General features: G+C 72.7%; 25 protein-coding genes. 11 read left to right on the top strand and 14 right to left on the bottom strand.

Translation table 11 applies throughout. The features are described 5' to 3' along the window. The first annotated feature begins 148 nt into the window (after positions 1 to 148). The 4 genes from mce (at position 149) to H5V45_RS18115 (ending at position 4,593) form a co-directional block, all read left to right on the top strand. Entirely contained in the window at positions 149 to 595 is a 447-nt protein-coding gene (gene mce / locus H5V45_RS18130; protein WP_185254224.1) for a methylmalonyl-CoA epimerase, read from the top strand. Between the two features lie 73 nt (positions 596 to 668). Continuing rightward, positions 669 to 2,006: a crotonyl-CoA carboxylase/reductase gene (gene ccrA / locus H5V45_RS18125; protein WP_185254223.1), complete on the top strand. Its 1,338-nt coding sequence runs from the start codon at positions 669 to 671 to the stop codon at positions 2,004 to 2,006. Positions 2,007 to 2,131: 125 nt separating this feature from the next. Further along, positions 2,132 to 3,397, top strand: a complete 1,266-nt coding sequence (locus H5V45_RS18120; protein WP_185254222.1) for a coiled-coil domain-containing protein — start codon at positions 2,132 to 2,134, stop codon at positions 3,395 to 3,397. Further along, positions 3,394 to 4,593, top strand: a complete 1,200-nt coding sequence (locus H5V45_RS18115) for an AI-2E family transporter (RefSeq protein ID WP_221634047.1) — start codon at positions 3,394 to 3,396, stop codon at positions 4,591 to 4,593. Before H5V45_RS18120 ends, H5V45_RS18115 begins: the two co-directional genes overlap by 4 nt. Positions 4,594 to 4,706: 113 nt before the next feature. Here the strand turns inward: H5V45_RS18115 and H5V45_RS18110 are convergent, their stop codons facing one another. After that, positions 4,707 to 5,687 carry an EamA family transporter gene (locus H5V45_RS18110; RefSeq protein ID WP_246415922.1) on the bottom strand — a complete coding sequence of 327 codons (981 nt, stop codon included), beginning with the start codon at positions 5,685 to 5,687 and terminating at the stop codon, positions 4,707 to 4,709. Positions 5,688 to 5,735: 48 nt separating this feature from the next. Here H5V45_RS18110 and H5V45_RS18105 point away from each other — a divergent pair, with 48 nt between their 5' ends. Both H5V45_RS18105 and H5V45_RS18100 read left to right on the top strand, forming a co-directional pair. Further along, the gene (locus H5V45_RS18105) at positions 5,736 to 6,281 is read left to right on the top strand and encodes a CGNR zinc finger domain-containing protein (RefSeq protein ID WP_185254220.1); all 546 of its coding nucleotides are present in this window, start codon (positions 5,736 to 5,738) and stop codon (positions 6,279 to 6,281) included. 62 nt (positions 6,282 to 6,343) lie between these two features. Next, on the top strand, positions 6,344 to 7,087 hold the full coding sequence (locus H5V45_RS18100; RefSeq protein ID WP_185254219.1) for a hypothetical protein: 744 nt from the start codon (positions 6,344 to 6,346) through the stop codon (positions 7,085 to 7,087). A gap of 15 nt (positions 7,088 to 7,102) precedes the next feature. Here H5V45_RS18100 and H5V45_RS18095 read toward each other — a convergent pair whose 3' ends face one another. Then, positions 7,103 to 7,897, bottom strand: coding sequence for an alpha/beta fold hydrolase (locus tag H5V45_RS18095; protein WP_185254218.1), 795 nt, complete (start codon positions 7,895 to 7,897; stop codon positions 7,103 to 7,105). A 44-nt stretch (positions 7,898 to 7,941) separates the two neighbouring features. After that, positions 7,942 to 8,727 (bottom strand): endo alpha-1,4 polygalactosaminidase, encoded by a 786-nt coding sequence (locus tag H5V45_RS18090; protein WP_185254217.1) that lies wholly within the window; start codon positions 8,725 to 8,727, stop codon positions 7,942 to 7,944. Between the two features lie 67 nt (positions 8,728 to 8,794). Here H5V45_RS18090 and H5V45_RS18085 point away from each other — a divergent pair, with 67 nt between their 5' ends. Further along, on the top strand, positions 8,795 to 10,684 hold the full coding sequence (locus tag H5V45_RS18085) for a S8 family peptidase (RefSeq protein WP_185254216.1): 1,890 nt from the start codon (positions 8,795 to 8,797) through the stop codon (positions 10,682 to 10,684). A 101-nt stretch (positions 10,685 to 10,785) separates the two neighbouring features. Here H5V45_RS18085 and H5V45_RS18080 read toward each other — a convergent pair whose 3' ends face one another. Both H5V45_RS18080 and H5V45_RS18075 read right to left on the bottom strand, forming a co-directional pair. Next, entirely contained in the window at positions 10,786 to 11,559 is a 774-nt protein-coding gene (locus H5V45_RS18080; protein ID WP_185254215.1) for a hypothetical protein, read from the bottom strand. 4 nt (positions 11,560 to 11,563) lie between these two features. Next, the gene (locus H5V45_RS18075) at positions 11,564 to 12,520 is read right to left on the bottom strand and encodes a helix-turn-helix transcriptional regulator (protein WP_185254214.1); all 957 of its coding nucleotides are present in this window, start codon (positions 12,518 to 12,520) and stop codon (positions 11,564 to 11,566) included. A gap of 61 nt (positions 12,521 to 12,581) precedes the next feature. On the opposite strand from H5V45_RS18075, the gene H5V45_RS18070 reads away from it, so the two are divergent. Then, positions 12,582 to 13,190 carry a DinB family protein gene (locus tag H5V45_RS18070; RefSeq protein WP_185254213.1) on the top strand — a complete coding sequence of 203 codons (609 nt, stop codon included), beginning with the start codon at positions 12,582 to 12,584 and terminating at the stop codon, positions 13,188 to 13,190. A 1-nt stretch (position 13,191) separates the two neighbouring features. Beyond that, entirely contained in the window at positions 13,192 to 13,785 is a 594-nt protein-coding gene (locus H5V45_RS18065; protein WP_185254212.1) for a DinB family protein, read from the top strand. Positions 13,786 to 13,813: 28 nt separating this feature from the next. On the opposite strand, the gene H5V45_RS18060 is transcribed toward H5V45_RS18065, so the two are convergent. From H5V45_RS18060 to H5V45_RS18035, 6 genes are all read right to left on the bottom strand, one after another. Continuing rightward, a complete protein-coding gene (locus H5V45_RS18060; RefSeq protein ID WP_185254211.1) occupies positions 13,814 to 14,047 on the bottom strand; it encodes a hypothetical protein in 234 nt (77 codons plus the stop codon). Between the two features lie 27 nt (positions 14,048 to 14,074). Beyond that, the gene (locus H5V45_RS18055) at positions 14,075 to 15,553 is read right to left on the bottom strand and encodes an MFS transporter (protein WP_185254210.1); all 1,479 of its coding nucleotides are present in this window, start codon (positions 15,551 to 15,553) and stop codon (positions 14,075 to 14,077) included. Positions 15,554 to 15,640: 87 nt separating this feature from the next. Continuing rightward, positions 15,641 to 16,693 (bottom strand): hypothetical protein, encoded by a 1,053-nt coding sequence (locus tag H5V45_RS18050; RefSeq protein ID WP_185254209.1) that lies wholly within the window; start codon positions 16,691 to 16,693, stop codon positions 15,641 to 15,643. Next, entirely contained in the window at positions 16,690 to 17,256 is a 567-nt protein-coding gene (locus tag H5V45_RS18045; RefSeq protein ID WP_185254208.1) for a sigma-70 family RNA polymerase sigma factor, read from the bottom strand. Before H5V45_RS18045 ends, H5V45_RS18050 begins: the two co-directional genes overlap by 4 nt. A 54-nt stretch (positions 17,257 to 17,310) precedes the next feature. Beyond that, positions 17,311 to 19,128: a 3-hydroxyacyl-CoA dehydrogenase family protein gene (locus H5V45_RS18040; RefSeq protein WP_246415921.1), complete on the bottom strand. Its 1,818-nt coding sequence runs from the start codon at positions 19,126 to 19,128 to the stop codon at positions 17,311 to 17,313. 60 nt (positions 19,129 to 19,188) lie between these two features. Further along, positions 19,189 to 19,686 carry a GNAT family N-acetyltransferase gene (locus H5V45_RS18035; RefSeq protein WP_185254207.1) on the bottom strand — a complete coding sequence of 166 codons (498 nt, stop codon included), beginning with the start codon at positions 19,684 to 19,686 and terminating at the stop codon, positions 19,189 to 19,191. 24 nt (positions 19,687 to 19,710) lie between these two features. Between H5V45_RS18035 and nucS the strand changes: the two genes are divergently transcribed. Both nucS and H5V45_RS18025 read left to right on the top strand, forming a co-directional pair. Beyond that, positions 19,711 to 20,409 carry an endonuclease NucS gene (nucS, locus tag H5V45_RS18030; RefSeq protein ID WP_185254206.1) on the top strand — a complete coding sequence of 233 codons (699 nt, stop codon included), beginning with the start codon at positions 19,711 to 19,713 and terminating at the stop codon, positions 20,407 to 20,409. Continuing rightward, entirely contained in the window at positions 20,409 to 20,726 is a 318-nt protein-coding gene (locus tag H5V45_RS18025; RefSeq protein ID WP_185254205.1) for a DUF952 domain-containing protein, read from the top strand. Before nucS ends, H5V45_RS18025 begins: the two co-directional genes overlap by 1 nt. Here the strand turns inward: H5V45_RS18025 and H5V45_RS18020 are convergent. The 3 genes from H5V45_RS18020 to H5V45_RS18010 all read right to left on the bottom strand — a co-directional run bounded on the left by H5V45_RS18020 (position 20,675) and on the right by H5V45_RS18010 (position 23,295). Further along, positions 20,675 to 21,451 carry a class I SAM-dependent methyltransferase gene (locus tag H5V45_RS18020; RefSeq protein ID WP_185254204.1) on the bottom strand — a complete coding sequence of 259 codons (777 nt, stop codon included), beginning with the start codon at positions 21,449 to 21,451 and terminating at the stop codon, positions 20,675 to 20,677. The two genes, H5V45_RS18025 and H5V45_RS18020, sit on opposite strands and share 52 nt — an antisense overlap. Before the next feature lie 200 nt (positions 21,452 to 21,651). After that, positions 21,652 to 22,350 carry an alpha/beta fold hydrolase gene (locus H5V45_RS18015; protein WP_185254203.1) on the bottom strand — a complete coding sequence of 233 codons (699 nt, stop codon included), beginning with the start codon at positions 22,348 to 22,350 and terminating at the stop codon, positions 21,652 to 21,654. Positions 22,351 to 22,374: 24 nt separating this feature from the next. Next, positions 22,375 to 23,295 carry an FAD-dependent oxidoreductase gene (locus H5V45_RS18010; protein WP_185254202.1) on the bottom strand — a complete coding sequence of 307 codons (921 nt, stop codon included), beginning with the start codon at positions 23,293 to 23,295 and terminating at the stop codon, positions 22,375 to 22,377. Positions 23,296 to 23,363: the final 68 nt, after the last annotated feature.

Genomic DNA, 23,363 nt, shown 5'->3' with positions numbered 1-23,363 from the left:
TGGTCTGGTCGAGCCGGCGCCGTCCGGCGCCCTCCCGGGGACGATACCCACCGGCGCGGACCCCGGGCGAGGGTGTCCCGCCCCCTGCGGTGAGGAACATGTCACAAGCCGGTGCGGGCCCGGCTCCCGTCGTACGACGATGTGCCGCATGAGCGAGACCCTGATCCCCGAGCACCTGTTCACCGCGATCGACCACGTCGGCATGGCGGTCCCCGACCTCGACGAGGCGATCGCCTTCTACCGCGACACCTTCGGCATGACGCTGGCCCACCAGGAGACCAACGAGGAGCAGGGCGTCCGCGAGGCGATGATGGCCGTCGGCGACTCCACCTCCTGCGTGCAGCTGCTGGCCCCGATCGACGAGACCTCGACGATCGCGAAGTTCATCGGCCGCAACGGCCCCGGCTGCCAGCAGGTCGCCTACCGCGTCACGGACGTCGAGCAGGTCAGCGCGATCCTGCGCGAACGCGGGCTGCGGATGCTCTACGACGAGCCCCGCCGCGGGACCTCGGACTCGCGGATCAACTTCGTGCACCCGAAGGACGCCGGCGGCGTCCTGGTGGAGCTGGTCCAGCCCGCCGGCGCCGCGAAGTAGGTCACACCGGGTATCCACAGCGGTTACCCACCAGTAATCTTCGGCGCATCGCCCCCGACCCCAGGAGCAGAACGTGCAGAACATCCTCGACGCGATCCAGGCCGGCGACGCCGCGCCCCAGGACTTCGCGAGCCTCGACCTCCCCGAGTCCTACCGCGCCGTCACGGTGCACAAGGACGAGGCCGACATGTTCGAGGGCATCGCCTCGAAGGACAAGGACCCCCGCAAGTCCCTCCACGTCGAGGACGTCGCGCTCCCCGAGCTCGGCCCCGGCGAGGCGCTCGTCGCGGTGATGGCCTCGGCCATCAACTACAACACCGTCTGGACCTCGATCTTCGAGCCGGTCTCGACCTTCGGCTTCCTGGAGCGGTACGGCCGCCTCTCCGAGCTCACCAAGCGCCACGACCTGCCCTACCACGTGGTCGGCTCCGACCTCGCGGGCGTCGTGCTGCGCACCGGCCCCGGCGTCACCAAGTGGAAGCCCGGCACCGAGGTCGTCGCGCACTGCCTCTCGGTCGAGCTCGAGGACCCGGACGGCCACGACGACACGATGCTCGACCCGCAGCAGCGGATCTGGGGCTTCGAGACGAACTTCGGCGGCCTCGCCCACGTGGCGCTGGTCAAGTCCAACCAGCTGATGCCCAAGCCCGCGCACCTGACCTGGGAGGAGGCCGCCTCCCCCGGGCTCGTCAACTGCACGGCGTACCGCCAGCTCGTCAGCAAGAACGGCGGCGACATGAAGCAGGGCGACAACGTCCTGATCTGGGGCGCCTCCGGCGGCCTGGGCGGCTTCGCGACGCAGTACGCCCTCAACGGCGGCGCCACCCCGGTCTGCGTGGTCTCCAACGAGGAGAAGGCGAAGATCGCGCGCTCGATGGGCGCGGAGCTGATCATCAACCGCTCCGAGGAGGGCTACAAGTTCTGGAAGGACGAGCACACCCAGGACCCCAAGGAGTGGAAGCGCTTCGGCGCGAAGATCCGCGAGCTCACCGGCGGTGAGGACATCGACATCGTCTTCGAGCACCCGGGTCGCGAGACCTTCGGCGCCTCGGTCTACGTCACCCGCAAGGGCGGCACCATCACCACCTGCGCCTCCACCAGCGGCTACATGCACGAGTACGACAACCGCTACCTGTGGATGAACCTCAAGCGGATCATCTCCTCGCACTTCGCCAACTACCGCGAGTCGTGGGAGGCCAACCGCCTGATCGCCAAGGGCATGATCCACCCGACGCTCTCGCGGACCTACAGCCTCGACGAGGTGGGCCAGGCCGCGCTGGACGTCCACCAGAACGCCCACCAGGGCAAGGTCGGCGTCCTCTGCCTGGCCCCCGAGGAGGGCCTCGGCGTCCGCAACCACGAGATGCGCGAGCAGCACCTGGACGCGATCAACCGCTTCCGCGGGGTCTGAGACCCACCTCACCCGCCCCATCCGCCCCGGCCCGCGATTCGTCCGCGAGCCGGGGTGGGTCATTTGCGGGGTATCGGGGAGACTGGTCGGGACGCACACCGACACGGGAAGAGGTACTGCCGACCATGAGCAACCAGGGTCTGTCCATCTTCGACAACGAGCCGGAAGGCACCGACACGCCTGCCGATGACGAGGCGACCCAGGTGATCCCCGTGACGAGCCGCAAGCCGGCCCCCGGAGACGCCCAGCGCACCCAGGAGAGCCCCGTGGTGCCGCCGCCCGCGGCCGCCGCGAAGCCCGCCCCGGTCATCCCCCCGGCCGCGCGCCCGGCCGCCCAGCGCCCCGCTCCCACCGACGCCATGCAGCGGATGGTCCCGCCGGCCGCCGGCTTCCCGGTGGTGCGGCGCAACGGCTACGACAAGGACGCCGTCGACGCGCAGGTCCGCCAGCTCGTGACCGAGAAGTCCGGCCTCTCCGCGAGCCTGACCGAGTCCGAGAAGCGCGTGCTGGAGCTCGAGGCCCAGCTCGAGAGCGCCCGCACGGAGCTCGAGGAGAACAAGAACCCGTCGTACGCCGGCCTGGGCGGCCGCGCCAGCGCGATGCTCCGCCTCGCCGAGGAGGAGGCCACCGACGTGCGCGCCATCGCCGAGCGCGACGCCAAGGAGATCCGCGAGCAGGCCGTGCGCGACGCCAAGGCGATCCGGGCCGACGCGTCCCGCGAGGCCGAGGACATGCGGATGGTCCAGCTCAAGGAGCTCGACGAGACCCGCGCCCGGCTGCTGGCCGACGCCGAGCAGGAGAAGGCCCTGGCCACCGGCGAGGCCGAGGACATCCTGGCCGCCGCCCGCCGCGAGGCCGACCAGGTCCGCCTGGCCGCCCAGCAGGAGACCAACGAGGCGCGGACCTCGGCCAAGCGCGAGTCCGAGCAGCTGCGTGCCGCCGCGGACCGCGAGGTCCAGGAGGCCCGCCGCACCCTCGCCGTCGAGAAGGAGCGCCTCGCCCGCGAGGCCACCGACCACCACAGCAGCGCCACCGCCGAGACCAAGCGCCTCGTCGAGGAGGCCGAGCAGCGTGCGGCCGCCGCCGAGCAGCGGGCCCGCGAGGCCACGCAGCAGGCGACCCAGCACCGCCAGCAGTCGGCGTCCGAGTCCGAGGCCCTGCTCACCCGCGCCCGCCGCGAGGCCGAGCAGATCGTCGCCTCCGCACGGACCCAGGCCGACTCGATCACCGCGTCCGGCAACGCCGAGGCCGAGCGCCAGCTCGCCAGCGTCCGGGCCGAGCTCGGCCGGATGACCAAGCGCCGCGACGCGATCTCGGCCCAGCTCGCCTCCCTGCGCGACGTGGTGTCCGGCTTCGGCGACGACGACGAGGACGACGAGGCCACCAGTTGAGCAAGGACCCGACGCCCGAGGTCGAGAAGGCGGAAGAAGCAGCCGAGCGGGCCGAGGACGCCGCGGAACGCGCCGAGACGGCGGCCGAGGTCGCCGAGGAGGCCGTCGCGTTCGACGAGGAGTTCCTCATCCCCGAGGAGACGCCCCACGTCGAGCCCGGTCCGCCGCTCTCCCCGCACTCGCCCTTCTACGTCGGGTTCTTCGGCGCCGTCGGCGCCCTGCTCGCGATCTGGCTCGGCCACCAGGTGCTGGTCGTCAGCTCGACGATCATCCTGATCGTGGTGGCGGCGTTCCTCGCCGTCGGCCTCAACCCGCTCGTCGAGTTCTTCATGCGGCGCGGGCTGAAGCGGTCGTGGTCGGTCGTGGTCGTCATCGCGCTGGTCGTGGTGGCGCTCGCGCTCTTCCTCGTCGCGATCGTCCCGGTCATCAGCGACCAGGTCACGCAGCTGGCCAAGAACGCCCCCACCTGGCTCGACCAGCTCCAGCACAACTCGCAGGTCGAGAAGCTCGACGAGCAGTACGACATCATCGCCAAGGCCAAGCAGTACATCGCCGACGGCAACTTCGCCTCGGCCGCCTTCGGCGGGGTCCTCGGCATCGGCATCGCGGTGCTGGGCGCGCTGTTCAACGCGTTCATCATCACCGTGCTGACGCTGTACTTCCTCTCGTCGCTGCCGAAGACCAAGGCCGCGATGTACCGCCTCGCCCCCGCCAGCCGCCGCCCGCGGGTCAGCCTCCTCGGCGACCAGATCCTCTCCAACGTCGGGTCCTACGTCTCGGGCGCCTTCATCGTCGCCGTGGCCGCGGGCCTCTCGTCGCTGGTGTTCCTGTTCGTCGTGGGCCTCGGCGAGTACGCCGTCGCGCTGGCCTTCGTGGTCGCGCTCCTCGACGTGATCCCGATGATCGGCGCCACCATCGGCGCGGTCATCGTCGTGGCGATCGGCTTCGCGACCGACCCGAAGATCGGCGTCGCCTGCCTGATCTTCTACGTGATCTACCAGCAGGTCGAGAACTACGTGATCTACCCCCGCGTGATGTCCCGCTCTGTCGACATCCCCGGTGCGGTCATCGTGATCGCCGCCCTCGTCGGCGCCGGCCTGCTCGGCGTCGTCGGCGCCCTGCTCGCGATCCCCACGGCGGCGGCGATCCTGCTGCTGACCAAGGAGGTCTTCATCGCGCGGCAGGACGACCGCTAGTCCGGCCGACCCGCCGCTTGCAACGCCCGGTTGTCGCATCTGGGGACCCGTTCGAACGGGCCCCCAGAGCCCATAACCGGGCGTTACAAGCTCCGTGCCGGATCAGGCGGGGATCAGGCGGGGGTCGCCGTCGGCGCCAGCGGCGGCACCGGCGTGATGGTCCGCTCCCCGAGCTTGACCGCGACGACGCCGGCCAGGACGAGCAGCCCGCCGACGAGCTGGGCGACGCCTGGCAGCTCGTCGAGCAGCAGCCAGGCGAAGCCGACCCCGGCCAGCACCTCGAGCAGCGCCACGAACGACGCGAGCCGCGAGCCGAGCCGCCGCCCCGCGGCGATCCCGGAGGTGTAGGAGATCGCCGCCGTCACGATGCCGAGCACCAGCAGCGGCACCCACCAGACGACCGTCGTGCCGGAGTAGGTGACGTCGGCGCGCGAGGTGTCCATCGCCAGCAGCCCCACGAGGCCGAGCAGGCCGAGCACGACGGCGCCGACCACGAGGCCGCCGGCCGCCAGCACCATCGGCGGCAGACCGTTGCTCTCGTCGGCGGAGATGACGAAGTACGTCGCCGCGCCGACCATCGCGGCCAGCGCCCAGGCCACGCCGACCACGCTCAGGTCCGCGCCGGACAGCAGGTCGAGGACGAGGACCAGCCCGAGGGCGGCCAGGCCGGCCCCGACCAGGGTGAGAGCGCCGGGCCGCTGCCCGTGCCGCAGCCACAGCCACACGACCACGGCGGCGGGAGCGGTGTACTCGATGAGCAGCGCGGGACCGACCTGCATGTGCGAGACGGCCGAGAAGTAGCAGAACTGGGCGCCGGCGACCGCCAGCACGCCGTACACCGCGATCAGGCCGGCGTTGCGCCGCAGCAGGTGCCAGCGGCCGCGGAGCGCGCGGATCCCGAACGGCAGCACGACCAGCGCCGCCACTCCGACGCGGACCAGCACGGTGGCGCCGGGGCTCCAGCCGGTGTCGAGCAGGCCGCGGGCCAGCGCCCCGGACAGTCCGAACGTCGAGGCGGACAGGATCGCGAACGCGAGCCCGCTGACGAGGCGCGAGCCCCCGGGCACGAGCGGCGTCGTCACGTCATCAGTCATCGCCGTCATGGTCGATGACACTACGGAGCGGTGCGGTAACCTGTCAACATGGTTTTCGCCCATGACACCGAGATGTCGCTGCTGGCCGCCGCCACGCTGGTCAACTCCGCGTGCGACCCGGACACGCTGGAGACCCTCGAGGAGCTCGACGCGTTCTACGCGGAGTTCGAGTACGCCGGCCGCCGCGACCACGACCAGGCCGAGCTCGACGCCGTACGCCGCCTGCGACCCGCCCTGCGCGAGCTGCTCACCAGCGACCGCGACCGGGCCGTCGAGCTGGTCAACGCGATGCTGCTCGAGGGCCGCGCCCTCCCCCAGCTGATGCGCCACGACAGCTGGGACTGGCACCTGCACGCGGTCTCCCAGGACGCCCCGCTCGCAACCCGGATCCTCATCGAGACCGCCATGGCGATGATCGACGTGATCCGCGCCGACGAGATGTCGCGGCTGGGCCTGTGCGCCGACGACACCTGCGGCGGCGTGGTCCTCGACCTGTCCCGCAACCGGTCGCGACGCTTCTGCTCCACCTCCTGCGGCAACCGCAACGCGGTCGCGGCCTACCGCGCCCGCCAGGCCGCCGACACCCCGGCCTGACCGCCCTCCTGCCAGGCCCCGTTCGGCCAGCCGCGACGGCTGCCGGGACCTAGACTCCGCCCATGACCTCGGGGACGACGGACGACCAGGCGCTGCGGGCGCGCCCGCGGCTCGCGCCGCTCGCCCCGCTCACCTGGGAGCACCAGCGCCGCAGCGGCTGGAGCTGGCTGCGCCTCGTCGTGGTCGTCGGCTGGCTGGTGTTCGGGGCCGGCTACGCCGTCACGGTCGAGCACCCGGGCTCGTACGACGACCTCGTGTCCCGGGTGTCCGCCGGCGACGTGCAGCAGGTGACGGTCCGTGGCGACGCCTACGACGAGGCCGGGGGCGGACGCACGACGGTCGAGGTGGCCTGGCGCGACGGCGTGCTCCGCCGCGTCGCGACGGTGCTCCAGGTGCCCCCTGCGCGGCTGGCGCGGGGTCCGGTCACACCGCCGAGCGGGACGAGCGTGGTCAGCGGCAAGGTCATCACGCAGCTGACCGGGCTCCAGCCGGGGCTCGACGTCACCCGGGCCGAGCAGGTCCACCGGTCGGGCTGGACGATCTTCGGCCTGCCGATGACCTCGTGGTGGCGCTGGGTCGGCCTGGGCCTGGCCCTGGCGACGCTGTGGCTGCTGGTGTCGGGCCCGGAGCCGTGGCGCGGCACCCGCTGGGCGTGGTTCTGGCTGATGTTCCTCGGCTCCCCGGTCGGGCTCGCGGCCTTCCTGGTGCTCGCCGGCCCCCCGCTCAGCCCGCGGAGCCACCGCCGGATCACGGGCGGCTGGGCGTTCCTGCTCGCCCTGCTCATCGGCAGCGTCACGCAGTCCTGAGAGCCCGCCCGGGCCTCAGGCCAGGAACCGCTTCAGCACCTCACCGAATACCTCGGGCTGCTCGGAGTGCACCCAGTGGCCGGCGCCCTTGATCGTCACCCTGCGGTTGCGCGGGAACCACCGGTCCATCGCGGCGGCGTACTCGCCCGTGACGTAGTCGGACGTCTGCCCCGCCACCCACAGCACCGGGCCGTCGTACGTCGTCCCGGGCTCGAGCCGGTCCTCGGGCCAGCCTCCGAGGCGCTCCAGGTCGCGGCCGAGCACCGCGAGGTTGGGCTGCCAGGACCAGCCCTCGTCGTGGTGGCGCAGGTTCTGCAGCAGGAAGCTGCGCACGACCGGGTTCGGCACCGCCTCGGTCAGGGCGGCGTCCGCGTCCGCCCGCCGCTCGAGCGCGCCGAGGTCCAGCCCCTGCATCGCGGCGATGTAGCCGGCGAACTCGGAGGTGTGGCGGTAGGTCACCGGCGAGACGTCCACGACGCACAGCCGCTCGACCAGGGCGGGGTGCCGCAGCGCCACGAGCATCGCGATCTTGCCGCCCATCGAGTGCCCGACGAGCGCGACCGGGTCGTCGTCGGCCAGCAGGTCCGCCACCTGGTCGGCGGCCCGGACGTAGTCGAACTCGTCGTTCCACGCCGAGCGCCCGTGGTCGGGCATGTCGACGAGCAGCACCCGGTGGTCGACGGCGAGCTCCTTGCCGATCCGGGTCCAGTTCTTGCCCTGCCCGAAGAGGCCGTGGCAGAAGACCACCCGGGGCCCGGACTCCCCCAGCGAGGTCGTGTGCAGGCCGGCGGCGCGGGGCGGGGTGGGCATGTCCCGAGGCTACCGAGCGGCGCGGGGACGGCCGGCACCCGCGGTCAGCACCAGCGGCGCACCCCGTGCGGGCTGAGCGGGACGTCGCGACGGACCACGGCGATCTCGTCCGCGACCGTGCGGCACGCGCGACGGAAGTCCTTGCGGGTGTACTCCACCGCGAGCACGTGGCGGCCGTAGTGCTCGACGTAGCTGCCGCACTCACGCCAATGCGCGCACTCCTCGGCGATCGCGAAGTCGAAGCCGACGGTGGTGCCGTCCCACTGCGCCATGTTCTTCTGCGCCACGGCCAGGCCGGCCCGGTGCGCGCGGCGCACCAGCAGGGCGGCGTACTTCTTCGTCTGGGTCCGGGAGATCAGGCCGTGGCTGCGGGAGTAGGAGTCGAGGTTGTCGAGCTCCACGCCCGCGAACCCGTCGTCGGCACAGCCGGCGACCCAGCGCCCCACGATCCGGGCCAGGGCGCGGCGCTTGGCGGGCGTCCGGAGGTCGAGCACCCACTCGCCCCAACCCTCGTCGACGACGGCCCGGCCGTCATCCTTGAGCACCAGGTCCCAGTGCTGCTCGCGCCAGAAGTCCTTCTCGTCCTCCTGCGTCTGGAAGCCGTTGACGTAGCAGACGTTGTAGAGCCCGTCGGCCGGTGCGGCGCCGCGGTCGCGCACCTCGATGCCCACGCGGTCGGGCACCGGACGGTTGCCGCCCAGCTGGTAGTCGAAGTCCGTGCCGACCGGCGGCAGCGTCGGATCGACGGCGTACGCCGGGGCCGCGGCGAGCCCGCTCCCGAGCAGGACGAGCGCGACGAGGCGCGCGGCGAACCGGGCTGGACGTCTCATGGGGAGAACGTAACCCGCGCGGGCGGCCCGGCGTTGTCAGGTCACGACCTCCGAAGGGACCTCCTCCATGTCGCACCTCCGCACCCGGCTCCTCGCGCTCACCTGCGCCGCGGCAGCCGTGCTCTCGACGGCCGGCATCACCACCGCCGGCCCGGCCACCGCCGCCGGCACCGTCGCCGCGTCGGGCAGCTCGCTCGACGTCCTCCGTGCCACGCGCCCGGGGCTCGACCGCCTCCTGTCGTCCGGCACCCCGACCGGCCGGGGGATCGTCGAGCTCGACGCCGTTCCCACGGCCGCGCAGGTCGACCGCCTCGAGGCGCTCGGCCTGACGGTGCAGCCGATGCACCGCCTCCCGCTCGCGCTGGTCCAGGGCTCCGTCGCCCAGATCGCGAGCGCCGTGACGCAGGGCATCGGGACCGACGTGTACCCCGACGAGGTCCTGCAGTACACCGACACCGCGTCCTCCGACGCCATGTCCTCCACCCTCGGTGCGGCGAAGGGGCTGCGGGCCCAGGGCCTCACCGGCAAGGGCACCACCGTCGGGGTCATCGACTCCGGCTGCGACGGGACCCACCCGGACCTGGCCGACCACGTGAAGCACAACATCACGCTCTACAGCCCGGAGTACGCCAACCAGGGCACCGACCCGACGCTGGTCGTCCCGATCGACCAGGGCCCCTACAACAACACCGACCTGGGCAGCGGGCACGGCACCCACGTCGCCGGCATCATCGCCGCCGACGGCACCACGAGCCCCGACCACCTCGGCGTGGCCCCCGACGCCGAGCTCGCCTGCTTCTCGATCGGCGCGGTCATCACCACGACGGCCGTGGTCACCGGCTTCGACTACATCCTCGACCAGCCGAAGCTGCTCGGCATCGACGTCATCAACAACTCGTGGGGCAACAGCTTCCGCCAGTTCGACCCGCGCGACCCGGTCAACGTCGCCACGAAGGCCGTGGCCGACAAGGGCGTGGTCGTGGTCTTCGCCGCCGGCAACTCCGGCTCCGCGAACGGCGAGGCCAGCGTCAGCCCCTTCAACCAGGCGCCCTGGGTCGTCTCGGTGGCCGCGGGCTCGCTGAAGCGCGAGCGCGCCGACTTCTCCTCCAACGGCCTCGAGGTCGACAACGGCCGCGCCGTCCCGATCGGCGCCGGCGGCCACACGGTCCTGCTGGGCGACCGGGTCGGCAACACCCAGCCCGACCTGATGGCCCCCGGCGCCGACATCTCGTCGACCTGTGACAGCACCGGCAGCGTGATCGGGCCGTGCGGCCCGGGCGAGAACGCCACCGCGTCCGGCACCTCGATGGCCGCCCCGCACATCGCCGGGGCCGCCGCCGTACTCCTCCAGGCGAACCGGAAGCTGGGGGTGCGCCAGGTCCAGGACGCGCTGACGGCGACCGCCTCCCCCGTGCGCTCCGGATCCGGGGCCCTGACGGGCTGGCAGGTCGGCTACGGCCACGTCAACCTCGACAAGGCCGTCGCGCTGGTGCGCCGCGACTCGTGGCGTACGGCGCTCACGACCCGGTCGCGGAAGGCCGACCGCCGCGTGCTCGGCCAGGACGCCTGGGCGGTCACCCGCGCGGACCTCTGGCAGGAGGACGCCCCCGCCGCCACGGTCGGTGGCTCGTACACCGCCACGCACCGCGTCCGCGTGAAGCGCGGCACCGACGCCCTCAAGGTCGCTCTCGTCTACCCGACCCCCGGCACGGCGGCCAACCTCGCCGGCTTCACCGCGACAGTCACCGACGCCGCCGGCAAGCAGGTCGGCGTCACGACGACCGACGTGCTCTACACGAGCGGCATCGCGCACGTCCTGGTCAAGGGCGTCCGGGCCGGCACCTACACGATCACCGTCACCGGTGACTACGCCGCCAGCGACCCCGACACGGTCGACAGCGACTCGGTCAACGGCCGCGTGGTGTTCCTCCAGGCGGCCCAGCTGGTCCGCGACTGAGACGTCGCCGTCGCGAGCGGCGAACGACGACGGCCCGCCACCCCGGCTGGGGGTGGCGGGCCGTGCGTGCTCGCGGGGGCGGGGGCTGGCGCCCACCACCCTCAGAAGTCGAAGCCGTCGAACCCGTCGAACATGTCGCCGACACCGTCGCCGATCGAGCCGAGCCCGTCGCCGATGCCGTCGCCCAGGGCTCCGATGCCGTCGCCGAGCGCGTCGAAGCCGCCCAGGCCGCCGAACATCATCCCCATGAACATCATGTCCATGACGCCGAAGCGGCCGAAGTAGCCGCTGGCGTACGGCGCGTACGCCGGCCCGCCCTGCCAGTAGGGCACCCGCTGGGCGCCGACCATCACCTTGCGGATGTCGGGGTCGGCACCCGCGCGGACCCGCTCGGCGTCCAGCGCACAGGCCGGGACGTCGCGGGTGGCGCCACCGGGCGGCGCGTAGGGCACGTCCTCGACCGAGAGCCCGTGCCGCGGGTCGAAGAAGCACGGCGGCCGACGCGTCGGCAGCGGCTCGTGGGCGACCCGGGCCCGCACGCAGGCGATGGCGTAGCGGCCGTCCTCCAGGATCTCGGTGACGTGCTTGAGGTCCTCCGGGCGGGCGATGGCGTCACCGGCGGTCTTCGCGGCCTCGTAGGCGTCCAGGGCCCGCTGGTAGTCGGCGTTCGCGCCCGCGTCGAGGTCGTGGCCGGCCAGCTCGCCGTCGAGCGACTGGAGCTCCACGCCGAGCGCGGTGATGTCCTCGAAGGCGAACTTCTTGACCGGCTCGAGCTCGGCCGTGCGCCGCTCCAGCTCCCGCTGCTTGCCGTTGCGCGACGACACGAACACCGCGACGCCGATCGCGACCAGGAGGAGCAGCAGCACGTATCCCATGGCCTCAGGGTACGGCGCGGGCGAAACGTCCGGCGAGCTCCGCGACGGCCTCGCGGAGCTCCGGCGGCTCCTGCACCTCGAAGTCCCAGCCGAGCATCCCGACGTGCAGCGCCAGGGAGTAGAGGCTCGCGGAGCCGGCCAGCAGCAGGCAGGTCCGCTCGTCGACCTCCTCGACCGTCGCGCTGCCGACCGTGGTCCGCTCGCGCACCTCGGCGGCGGGCGCGTGGACCAGCACCCGCGCCTGGTGGGGGTACGCCGCCACGGTGACCGCTCGCTGGACGTACTCCGCCGGGTCGGGGCTCTCGCGGCGGGTGAAGCGCCAGGTGCCGGCCCGGACCTCGCTCATCCGGTCCAGCCGGAACGACCTCCAGTCGTCGCGCTCGAGGTCGTAGGCGAGGAGGTACCACCGCCGTCCGGTGGCGACGAGCTGGTAGGGCTCGACCCGGCGCTCGGTGCGCTCGCCCCGGAGCGCGACGTAGCCGAACTCCACGCGCACGGTGTCCCGGCACGCCCGGGCCAGCCCCAGCAGCGCATCGGCGTCGACCTCCACGCGGCCACCGTCGAGCGTCACGATCGCGTCGTGGATCGCGCGGATCTCGCCGCGCAGCCGCGCGGGCAGCACCTGGTCGAGCTTCGCCAGCGTCCGCACCGCCGCCTCGCTCGCGCCGGCCACCGTGCCGCCCGCCGCGAGCCGCAGGGCGACGGCCGTGGCAATCGCCTCCTCGTCGTCGAGCAGCAGCGGCGGCAGCGCCCGGCCGGCCCCGAGCTGGTAGCCCCCGCCCGAGCCCTGCGTGGCGTTCACGGGGTAGCCCAGCGCCCGCAGCCGCTCCACGTCGCGCCGGATGCTCCGCGTCGTCACGCCCAGCCGCTCGGCCAGCTCGGTCCCCGTCCACACGGGTCGCCGCTGCAGCATTGCGAGCAGCTGCAGCACCCGCTCGGTGGTCCCGGTCCCCTGGTCCATGGGCCCACGGTGCCACACCTAGCGGACAGAACCTGTCCTAGTTGATCCGCAGACTGGTGGCATGACGACGAACCCCACCGCCACACCGGGCTGGAACGAGCTCCTCCTCGACCAGCTCACCTTCCACTGGGAGCACGCGCTGCGACCCCGCCTCGAGGGCCTCACCGACGACGAGTACCTCTGGGAGCCGGCCGACGGCGCCTGGAGCATCCGGCCCCGCGGGACCAGCACCTCGCCGGCCCCGATCGGCGTCGGCGCCTTCGAGAGGGACGATGCTCCCGACGACCCCGACCCGGCACCGGTCACCACGATCGCGTGGCGGCTGGCGCACATCACCGTCGAGGTGCTGGCCATGCGCAGCGCCTCGCACTTCGGGCGCGAGGCGACCGACTACGAGTCGTGGGCGTACGCCGGCACCGCCGCCGAGGCGCTCGCGCAGCTCGACCGCGAGGTCGACACCTGGCGCGCCGGTGTCCTCGCGCTCGGCGAGGACGGGCTCGCCCGGCCCTGCGGCCCGGCCGAGGGGCCGTTCGGCGACCTGCCGATGGCCGCGCTCGTCCTGCACATCCACCGCGAGGTGATCCACCACGGTGCGGAGATCTGCCTGCTCCGCGACCTGTACGCCCACCGCTTCCCCAGCACCCCCACCACCGACCCGAAGGACGCCTGACTTGCCCGCACAAGCCCCGCCCGTAGCCGACGAGCGCTCCGCCCTGGCCGCCTACCTCGTCCAGCAGCAGGACGCCTTCCGCGCCGCGATCTTCGGCCTGACCGACGAGCAGGCGGGCACGGCCTCGGTCGCCCCCAGCACGCTGACGGTCGGCTCGCTGCTCAAGCACGTGACCCAGACCCAGGACGGTTGGCTGCAGCGGGTGCTGGCGGCGCCCGGCCGCCCGGACGACACCCGCACCATGGAGGAGCAGTACGCCGCCCACCAGGACGGCTGGACCTGGCACGACCACGACACCGTGAAGGCCGCGCTGGCGGCGTACGACGAGGTCTGCGCGCAGGTGCAGGCGGCGGTCGCCGAGCGCGACCTGGACACGCCCGTGCCGGTGCCACCGGCGCCGTGGAACCCCACCGACATCGACGCGTGGTCGGTGCGGTGGGTGTGGTTCCACCTCATCGAGGAGCTGGCCCGGCACGCGGGGCACGCCGACCTGGTCCGCGAGGCGGTCGACGGCGCGACGATGTACGAGCTGGTCGCCGGCCGGGAGGGCTGGCCGGAGACCGACTGGCTGAAGCCCTGGCGGCCGGCCGACTAGCGGGGCGACCGGCCGGCGCGGCGGCGGTTCAGACCGCCGCCAGCGTCCCCTCGTCGGTGCGCTGCACGAGCCCGTCGGCGACGGCGAGGGCGACGGCGCGCTCGAAGCGGCCGGCCTCCCAGAACTCCGCGCCGAGGGCCTCGCCCAGGGCCTCGGGCGTGAGCGGCCCGCGCGACTCGAGCGCCCGGACGATCTGGCCCATCTCGTGGAAGGTGTGGCGGTCGCGACGGTCCGTCGACGGGGACGGGGGCGGCATCGGCATGGTGGCTCTCCTCTGCGTGGGGGGGGGTCAGGCCGGCTGGGGCGTCTTGCGCCCGCCGGGCTCGTCGGCGTCCTCGGCGGTCAGCGGCGCGGCGATGCTCTCGAGCGACTGGCCCTCGGCCTTGACGCCGAGGAACGCCGCCACGATGCCGCCGGCGACCATCAGCGCGGCGCCGAGGAAGTAGCCCGGTGCGAGCCCGGTGATGTCACCGCTGGCGGACGCGTCGTCGATCAGCTTGCCGAACAGCAGCGGGCCGCTGATGCCGCCGACCGCGGTGCCGATCGCGTAGAAGAACGCGATGCACAGGGCCCGCGTCTCCATCGGGAAGACCTCGCTGGCGGTGAGGTACGCCGCACTGGCGCCGGCCGAGGCGAAGAAGAAGATGATCGCACCGATGAGCGTGAGCGTGACGGCGGTGACGCTGCCGAGGAAGAGGCCCGTGATGCCGAGCAGCACGCCCGAGAGCACGTAGGTGCCGGTGATCATCTTGACCCGGCCGACGGTGTCGAAGAGCCGGCTGAGCAGCAGGGCCCCGGCGAAGTTGCTGAGGGCGAAGACCGCGATGTACCACCCGGTCTGCTTCACGTCGAGGAACGTCGTGAGGCTGTCGCCGTAGGTGAAGAAGAAGGCGTTGTAGAGGAACGCCTGGCCCACGAAGAGCGAGAAGCACAGCACGGTGCGCTTGGGGTACATCGTGAACACGGTCTTGGCGATCAGGACCAGGCTGATCGTCTTGCGCTGGCGGATCGTGATCGAGTCCGAGACGCCGTGCAGCTCGCGCCCGGTCTCGTCCTTCACGGTCCGCTCGATGTCCTTCACGATCGACTCGGCCTCGTCCTCGCGGCCGTGGATGAAGAGCCAGCGCGGGCTCTCGGGCACGTGCCGGCGTACGACGAGGATGCCGACGGCCAGGATCGCGCCGAGACCGAAGGCCAGCCGCCAGCCCCAGCTCTGGTCGATGACGGTCGGGTTGAGCAGCGGGATCGTGAGGATCGCACCGCCCGCGGCACCGACCCAGAAGGAGCCGTTGATCGCGACGTCGACGCGGCCGCGGTACTTCGCGGGGATCAGCTCGTCGATCGCGGAGTTGATGGCGGCGTACTCCCCACCGATGCCGGCGCCGGTCAGGAAGCGGGCGGCGAGGTACCACATCACGTTCATCGAGAACGCCGTCAGCACGGTCGCGACGGTGTAGACCGCGAGCGTGATGAGGAAGAGCTTCTTGCGACCGAGCCGGTCGGTCAGCTGCCCGAAGAACAGCGCCCCGAGGCAGGCCCCGGCGACGTAGACCGCACCGGCCAGCCCGACCTGGTAGCTGCTCATCCCGAGGCCGGTCTTCGGGTCGGCGAGCGCCGTCGACATCGAGCCGACGATCGTGACCTCGAGCCCGTCGAGGATCCAGACCGTGCCGAGGCCGACGACGACCATCCAGTGGAACTTCGCCCAGGGCAGCCGGTCGAGCCGGGCCGGGATGTCGGTCGTGATGCGTCCTGTTTCTACTGCCATGTCGCAGGGCGTACCCACTCACCCGTTAGGGTAACCACCGTCACACCCGTCGAATTTCCGGCGCGCGACGGCGGTCACCCGGGTGGGTCAGCAGAGGCCCCCGCGGAGGTCCTGCGTGGACGCCCCGCTCCTGAGCTGGTCGGCGGTGTCGCGGAGGACGGAGCCGTACATGCCGCTGGCCAGGTCGTCCGCCAACGGCCAGCCGCCGCTGCCGTCGAGCGCGGCGAGCGCCTGCTGGCGGCCGGCCGCGCCTCCCCCGGCGTACACGTCGAGCCACGCGCAGCCGACGGCGCCGGCGACCGCGACCGCCGCCTGGTAGCGGTCGTGGAAGCCGTCGAGCCGGACGTCCGCGGCCGAGAAGCCGTCCGGCACGTCGACGCCGCGGAGCAGGTCGGCGATCGCCTCGTCCTTGTCGTACGGCGTCACGATCGCCGGCGGGACGGCGTCGGCGAAGCCGCGGGCGTCGGTCTGCACGAGCTGCCCGAGCAGCCGCCGGTAGGCCGCGAGCCCCATGCCCGAGCCGCGCACCTCGAGGAAGCGGTCGCCCTCGGCCGGCCGGATCGTGGCGTGGTCGTCGCCGCTGTAGGTGAAGGTCGACGAGGCCAGCCCGAGCAGCTCCTGCGGCACCGGGTCGCTGACGTGCTCGCGGTCCTCGTAGTAGCTCGCGTGCGCGTCGGCGGGGTAGCTGACGATCTCGAGGGTCTGGCCGTCGTGGGCGAAGGTGACGCCGTCCTCGGCGACGTACTCCACCGTCCAGCCGGGCGCGTCCAGCGCGACGTACTCACCGCCGGGGACCGAGCGCACGCCCTCGGCGGCCGGGCTGGCCTCGGTGGTCGGGGTGGACGGCGACGCCGACGGGACGTTGCCGCCGGCCGGCCCCTGGCGGTCGGGGGTCGGGCCGTCCGCGCCTCCGCGCAGGACGGGCACGAGGGCGATCGCGGCGATGGCGGCGGCCGCGGCGGGCACGGCCAGCCAGGCGGAGACCGGGCGGCGCGGGCGGGTGGGGCGGTGGTCGACTCGGTCGACGACGGGCGTGGCCATGAGGTCCTCCAGCAGGTCGGCGCGCCCGGCGTGGACGGGCAGACGGGCGACCTCGTCGTCGGTGATCCGTGCGGGGATCAGCGGGTCCTGGTCGTTCATCGGTCCTCCCTCCGGGCGAGCTGCGGTTGTCTGCTGGGGACATGTCCGGGTGGCCCGGGATCGTTGCCGGCGTCCTGGTCGACCAGGGCCCGCAGCCGGGCGCGGGAGCGCGACAGCCGGCTGCGCACGGCGATCGGCGAGATGCCCAGCACCTCGGCGATCTCGCGGGGCTCCAGCCCCTCCCAGGCGGCCAGCTCGAGGACCTCGCGGTCGCGGGCGGCCAGCCGGTGCAGCGCCTGGCGGACGGTCTCGCGCTCGGTCACGCCGTCGGCGTGGTCGGGCACCGAGGTGGCGAGGTCCTGGCGCAGCCGCTCCCCCAGCGCGCCGCGCCGGCCGTCGCCGCGACGGTGGTTGGCCAGCGTCCGGCGCGCGACGCCGTACAGCCACAGGCGCGCCTCGTCGCCGGGGGGTACGTCGTCGAGCCGGCGCCACGCGACCAGGAACGCGTCCGCCACGACGTCGGCCGCGTCCTCGGGCCGGTCGACCCGGCGCAGGGCGTAGCCCAGGAGCGGGTCGAACTGCTCGGCGTACAGACGTCGGAAGCGTTCCTGGCGCTGGCTCACGTCAGGCTCATGTCCGGCACGGCGCCGATCGTTGCACGCCGGTTCCGGCGCAGGTCAGCGCTGGCTGTAGTCCCGGAAGCCGCGCTTGGTCTTGCGACCGAGGTAGCCGGCCGTGACCAGGTGCTCCAGCAGCGGCGCCGGCGCGAAGCCCGGCTCGCGGAACTCGAGGTAGAGCTCGCGCTGGATCGCCAGCGACACGTCGTTGCCGACCACGTCGAGCAGCTCGAAGGGACCCATCGGCAGCGCACAGCCCTGCTTCATGGCCACGTCGATGTCGTCGGCCGTGGCGTAGTGCGCCTCGAGCATCTTGACCGCGTCGTTGAGGTAGGGGAACAGCAGGGCGTTGACGATGAAGCCGGCCCGGTCGGCGCAGGAGACCGCGACCTTGCCGACCGCGCCGCACAGGGCGCGCGTCGTCTCGGTGACCTTCTCGTCGGTCGCCACGGTCGAGACGACCTCGACCAGCTTCATGATCGTGGCCGGGTTGAAGAAGTGCATGCCGATGACGTCCTGGGGACGCTTGGTCACGCGGGCCATCGAGATGATCGGCAGGCTGGAGGTCGTGGTCGCCAGGATCGCGCCCGGCTTGCAGATCTCGTCGAGGTTCTCGAAGAGCGTGGTCTTGATCGTCAGGTCCTCGGCGATCGCCTCGACCACGATGTCGACGTCCTTGAGGTCGTCGAGCGAGGTGGTGCCGGTGACCCGGGCCAGCACCTCGGCCTTGACCTCCTCGGTCGTCTTGCCGCGCTGGATCTGCTTGTCGAAGTTCTTCGTGATCGCGGCGTGCACGCCGGCGACCTTGTCCTGGCTGCGGCCGACGAAGAGCACGTCGTACCCGCTCTTGGCGAAGACCTCGACGATGCCGCTGGCCATCGTGCCCGTGCCGACGACGCCCACGAGCTTGATGTCGTGGCGCAGCTGCGGCTGGTCGTCGGCGCTCGGGGTGTGCGCGTCGTCGACGACGACCGGGCTGTCGGCGGACTCGTAGGTGTAGAAGCCGCGGCCCGACTTGCGGCCGAGCAGGCCCGCGGTGACGTACTGCTTGAGCAGCGGCGCCGGTGCGTGCAGGCGGTCGCGGCCCTGCTTGTACATCGTGTCGAGGATCTCGTACGCCGTGTCGAGGCCGATCAGGTCGAGCAGCGCCAGCGGGCCCATGGGGTAGCCGCAGCCGAAGCGCATGGCGGCGTCGATGTCCTCGCGGGAGGCGTAGCTGCCCTCGTACATCGACACGGCGTGGTTGAGGTAGCCGAAGAGCAGGGTGTTGGCGATGAAGCCGGCCTTGTCGCCGCAGACCACGGGGTTCTTGCCGAGCTTCGTGACCAGGCCGGCGACGTCGTCGAGCACGCTCTGCTCGGTGACGACGGTGCGGATGACCTCGACCAGGTTCTGCACCGGCGCGGGGTTGAAGAAGTGGACGCCGATCACGCGGCCGGGGCTGGAGTTCGCGGTCGAGATCTCGGTGACCGACAGCGAGGAGGTGTTCGTCGCGAGCACGGCGTCCTTGCCGACGATGCCGTCCAGCTCGCGGAAGATGGCCTTCTTGATCTCGAGCGACTCGACCACGGCCTCGACGACGAAGTCGGCCTCGGCCAGGTCCTTCATCTCGGTGGTCAGGGTGATCCGACCCAGCATCTCGCCCTGCTCGGCCTCGGTGATCTTGCCGCGCTTCACCGCGCGGGCGGTCGAGTGCTGCAGGTGCTGACGGCCGCGGGCCAGGCCGTCCTCGTCCCGCTCCACGCCCACCACGGTGAAGCCCTCGCGGGCGAACACCTCGGCGATGCCGGCACCCATGGTGCCCAGGCCGATCACGCCGATGGTGCGGAACTCGCGACCGGCTGCGGGCGCGGCGGACTCAGGAGGGGTGCTCGTCATGGGCCGCATCATGGCACGGCCTCCGGGACCCCGCCGTGAGCAAGTTCACTGGCCGGTAACTTACGGCCCGGCGAGCGGGGCGACCATCACCACGCGGACCCCGAAGCGGTCCAGTCCGGCGTCGTGCTCGTGGTCGCGCAGCCGGCGCTGCAGGGGCGTCAGCCGCTCGGCCTCCACGAAGCCGAGGGTCCGGTAGAACGGCGCGTTCCACGGCACGTCGCGGTAGGTGCACAGCGAGAGCGCGGCGTGGCCGCGCGCCGCCGCCTCCGCCTGCGCCGCCCGGACCAGCGCGCTGCCGATCCCCTGGCGGAGGAGGTCCGGCAGCACGGAGAGCTGCTCCAGGTGGGCGGTCCCCTCGAGGTCGAGGACGTGCGCGAAGCCGACGGGTGGGTCCCCGGCCACGAGGACGAAGCCCGGCTGGGCGGCCCGCTCGGCTCCCGTCGGGGCGCCCCAGCCCGTGGGCCCGAACAGCTCGTCGAACATCGGGTTGCCGCTCAGCTCGACGGACTGCAGGGCGGCCAGGTCCTCGCGGGTGGCCCGCCGGACGTCGTACGACATGACGTCACTGTAGATTCGGCGCCCGTGAGACTCGTCGTTGCGCGCTGCCAGGTCGACTACGCCGGGCGGTTGACCGCCCACCTCCCGATGGCGACCCGGGTGCTGATGATCAAGGCCGACGGGTCGGTGCTCGTGCACTCCGACGGCGGCTCCTACAAGCCGCTGAACTGGATGTCGCCGCCGTGCACCTTCCGCGAGGGCACCACGGAGGACGGGCAGGTCGAGTGGACGGTGTCCAGCAAGGCCAGCTCCAAGGGCCCGGGCGACACCCTGCGCATCCTGCTCGAGGAGATCGTCTCCGACTCCCTGCACGACCTCGGCGTCGACCCCGGCCTGCAGAAGGACGGCGTCGAGAAGCACCTGCAGGAGCTGCTCGCCGAGCACCCCGCCACGCTGGCGACGGGCCTGACGCTCGTACGCCGCGAGTTCCCCACCGCGATCGGCCCGGTCGACCTGATGTGCCGCGACGCCGAGGGCCTCAGCGTCGCCGTCGAGATCAAGCGCCGCGGGGACATCGACGGCGTGGAGCAGCTGACCCGCTACCTCGAGCTGCTCAACCGCGACCCGGCCCTCACCCGCAAGGGCGCCGTCCGCGGCATCTTCGCCGCGCAGGAGATCAAGCCCCAGGCGCGGGTCCTCGCCACCGACCGCGGCATCGCCTGCGCCACCGTCGACTACGACGCCCTGCGCGGCATCGACGACTCCGAGCACCGGCTCTTCTGATGGCGATCTACCACCTCGCCCTCGCCTCCGAGTGGGAGGCCGCGCTGGCGAGCGGCAGCTACACCACCTCGACGCTCGGGGTGACCCTCGAGCAGGAGGGCTACCTCCACGCCAGCCACGCCCACCAGTGGGAGGGCGTCCGGGCCCGCTACTACGCCGACGTGACCGAGCCCCTCGTCCTCCTGGTCATCGACCCCGACCTGCTCGGCGTCCCGCTGGTCGAGGAGGCCCCCGCCCCCGGCACGACCGAGACCTTCCCCCACATCTACGGCCCGCTCGACCCCGCCGCCGTCGTCGAGGTCCGCCCGCTGTCCTGATCGGGGCGCCACCGGACGCACAGCGCGTCATGCGTGAGGGTCACGGCCCCGGACCCGGCGTCCGCGCACGCCTGCGCCACGAGACGTTCGGTCTCGTCGAGGGCATCGGCGCACTCGTCAGCTGGGAGCAGTCGGACGTGCGACACGGTCGACACGAAGCCTCGCCACTGCTGCGGGGTCAGGGACCACGTCCAACGGAACGTCCGCTGCTCCGCCGAACCGCTCGTGAGTCCGAGCCGTTCGAGCGGGTCGAGGTCGGCGGGTCGCTGCAGGGCGGGGTCGAGCCCGAGGGCACGCCACTCCCACTCGTGGTCGAGCACCGGGACGTTCCAGACACAGCCGAGCCAGCCTCCCGGGCGAAGCACTCGCGACACCTCGGCGGCGGCCTCGTCACGGGGGAACCAGTGCCAGGCGTCCGCGACGAGCACCGCATCCACGGTCGCGTCTCCACACGGGAGGGCCGTCGCGGCGGCCTCGTGGGTCCGAAGCCCTGGGTGACGACGCCGGAGGACGGCGAGCATCCGGCCGTCGAGCTCGACGACGTCCGGGTCGAGCCCGCGCGCCACCAAGTGGTCGGTCAGCTTCCCTGTCCCTGCTCCGACCTCCACGACGCTGGCCAGGCCCGACGGGACGAGCCAGTCGACGGCCGACTCGGGGTAGGTGGGCCGCCACTCGTCGTACTCGTCCGCCCACGCGCCGAAGCTGGTTGCTCGTGAGGACGCCATGTCGACGATCCTGACACGCGAGCACCGCGCGGGGCCGCTCCTCACTGCTTGTGTGGTGGATCCGGTTCACCTGGTGAACCGGATCCACCACACAAGCGCTCGCGCACCGGTCTCGGGGGCCAGAAGCCGTGGCACCGGCCCGTTCTGCGGTGGATCACTGTCACCTGGTGACACCGATCAACCACACACAAACGACCGGGCTACGGGATCGAGCAGGCCCGCGCGACGGTCGCCCGCCAGACGTCGGGGTGGGTGGACCAGAAGTCGTGCGGCACCCCGGGCACCGTCTCGAAGGAGCCGTGCCGGACCAGGGCCGCCAGCTGGGCCAGCGGCCACGACGGACGGATGTCGTGCTCGGCGGCGATGAAGCGCATCGGCACGTCGCAGTCCGCGAGGCCGCGCCACAGGTCGGGCGTGTGGATCCACTCGGTGAACGACGCCCCCAGCGACGCGTGCACCCCGGGGTCGAACGCGATGTCCACGACCGGCTCGTCGGGCCGGCCCGCCTCGTAGGCCTCGGACCAGTGCCGGTCCCGCTGCGGGCCGCGACCGCACAGGCCGACCACGCCCTCGACGGCCTCGGGGTGGTCGACGGCGTAGCGGACCGCCAGGTCGCTCCCCCACGAGTGCCCGAGCACGGTCCAGCGCTCCACCCCCATCGCCGCGCGGATCGCCTCGAGGTCGTCGACCGCCCGCTCCATCGTGTGCGGACCGCCGCCCGAGCGCCCGACTCCCCGCGGCTCGGGGTACCAGCAGCGGTACCCGGCCGGCGCGATCTCGTCGCGCTCGAGGTAGTGCACGCACCCCGGCCCGCCCGACAGCACGACGACGTCCGGCCCCTCGCCGGTCACGCCGACGTGCAGCTCGACACCGTCGACCTCGACCCTGCTCGCCTGCATGGTCGCGGACGCTAGCAAGCCGCGCTACTCCGCGAGCGCGGCGACCTCGTCGGCGCAGCCCCAGCTCAGCGTGACGCCGGCGCCACCGTGGCCGTAGCAGTGGATGACACGGCCCTCGCGCTCGAGGCGGACGGCGGGGCGGACCGGGCGGAGCCCGACCTTGTGCCGGAGCACCTTGGCGTCGCGGAGGGCGGGGACCAGCCGGGAGGCCCGCTGGAGGATCTCGGCGGCGGACTCGGGCGAGGGCGTCCGGCTCCACTCCCCCTCCTCGTCGGTGCCGCCGACCACGATGTCGTGGCTGCGCGGCACGACGTACGTCGGCCCGGAGCCGTCCAGCCACCAGCGCTCGAGCCCGACCTGCTCGACGTACACCACCTGGCCGCGCACGGGGACGACCGTCCGGTCGGCCCCGAGCAGCCGCGCGCCGAGGCCGCTGCAGTTGACGACCAGGTCACCGCCCTCCGGGAGCGCCCGCAGGTTCAGCCGGGTGATGGTGCCGCCGAGCTCCTCCACCCGCCCGGCGAGCCACGGCAGGTAGACGGGCATCTCCACGACCGGCGTGGTGAACGACCAGCCGTCGACGAAGCCGGCCGGCGGCGCGTCCACCCGCTCCAGCGCCGGGACGGCGGCCCGCCACCACGGGTCGGGCTGGCGCCGGTCGAAGACCTCGGTGCCGGGCAGCATCCGCACCCCCGACTCCGGGGAGCCGCCGTACGCCAGCGGAGCGGCCAGCGCGTCCAGGACGGCGTACGTCGTCCCGGACCACGCGGTGACCCGGTCCTGCGGGAGCGCGCGGTAGGGGTACCAGATCGCCGCCGCGACGGCGGAGGTCGTCTCCCGGGGCAGGTCGCGGGCGACCACGTCGACGCGGTGCCCGGCCTCGAGCAGCCGGACCGCGCACGACAGCCCCACGACGCCGGCACCCACGACGATCACCCTGCTCATGGACGCAGTCTGACCTACCGGCACGTAACCCACATCACCTCCGGCTCGTTGGTGGCCTGACGAAAGGA

The sequence above is a fragment of the Nocardioides luti genome (assembly GCF_014212315.1).
GTDB classification, from domain to species: domain Bacteria; phylum Actinomycetota; class Actinomycetes; order Propionibacteriales; family Nocardioidaceae; genus Nocardioides; species Nocardioides luti.
The sequence above is the reverse complement of the archived record's forward strand: the minus strand, read 5'-3'. Positions and strand labels throughout refer to the sequence as shown.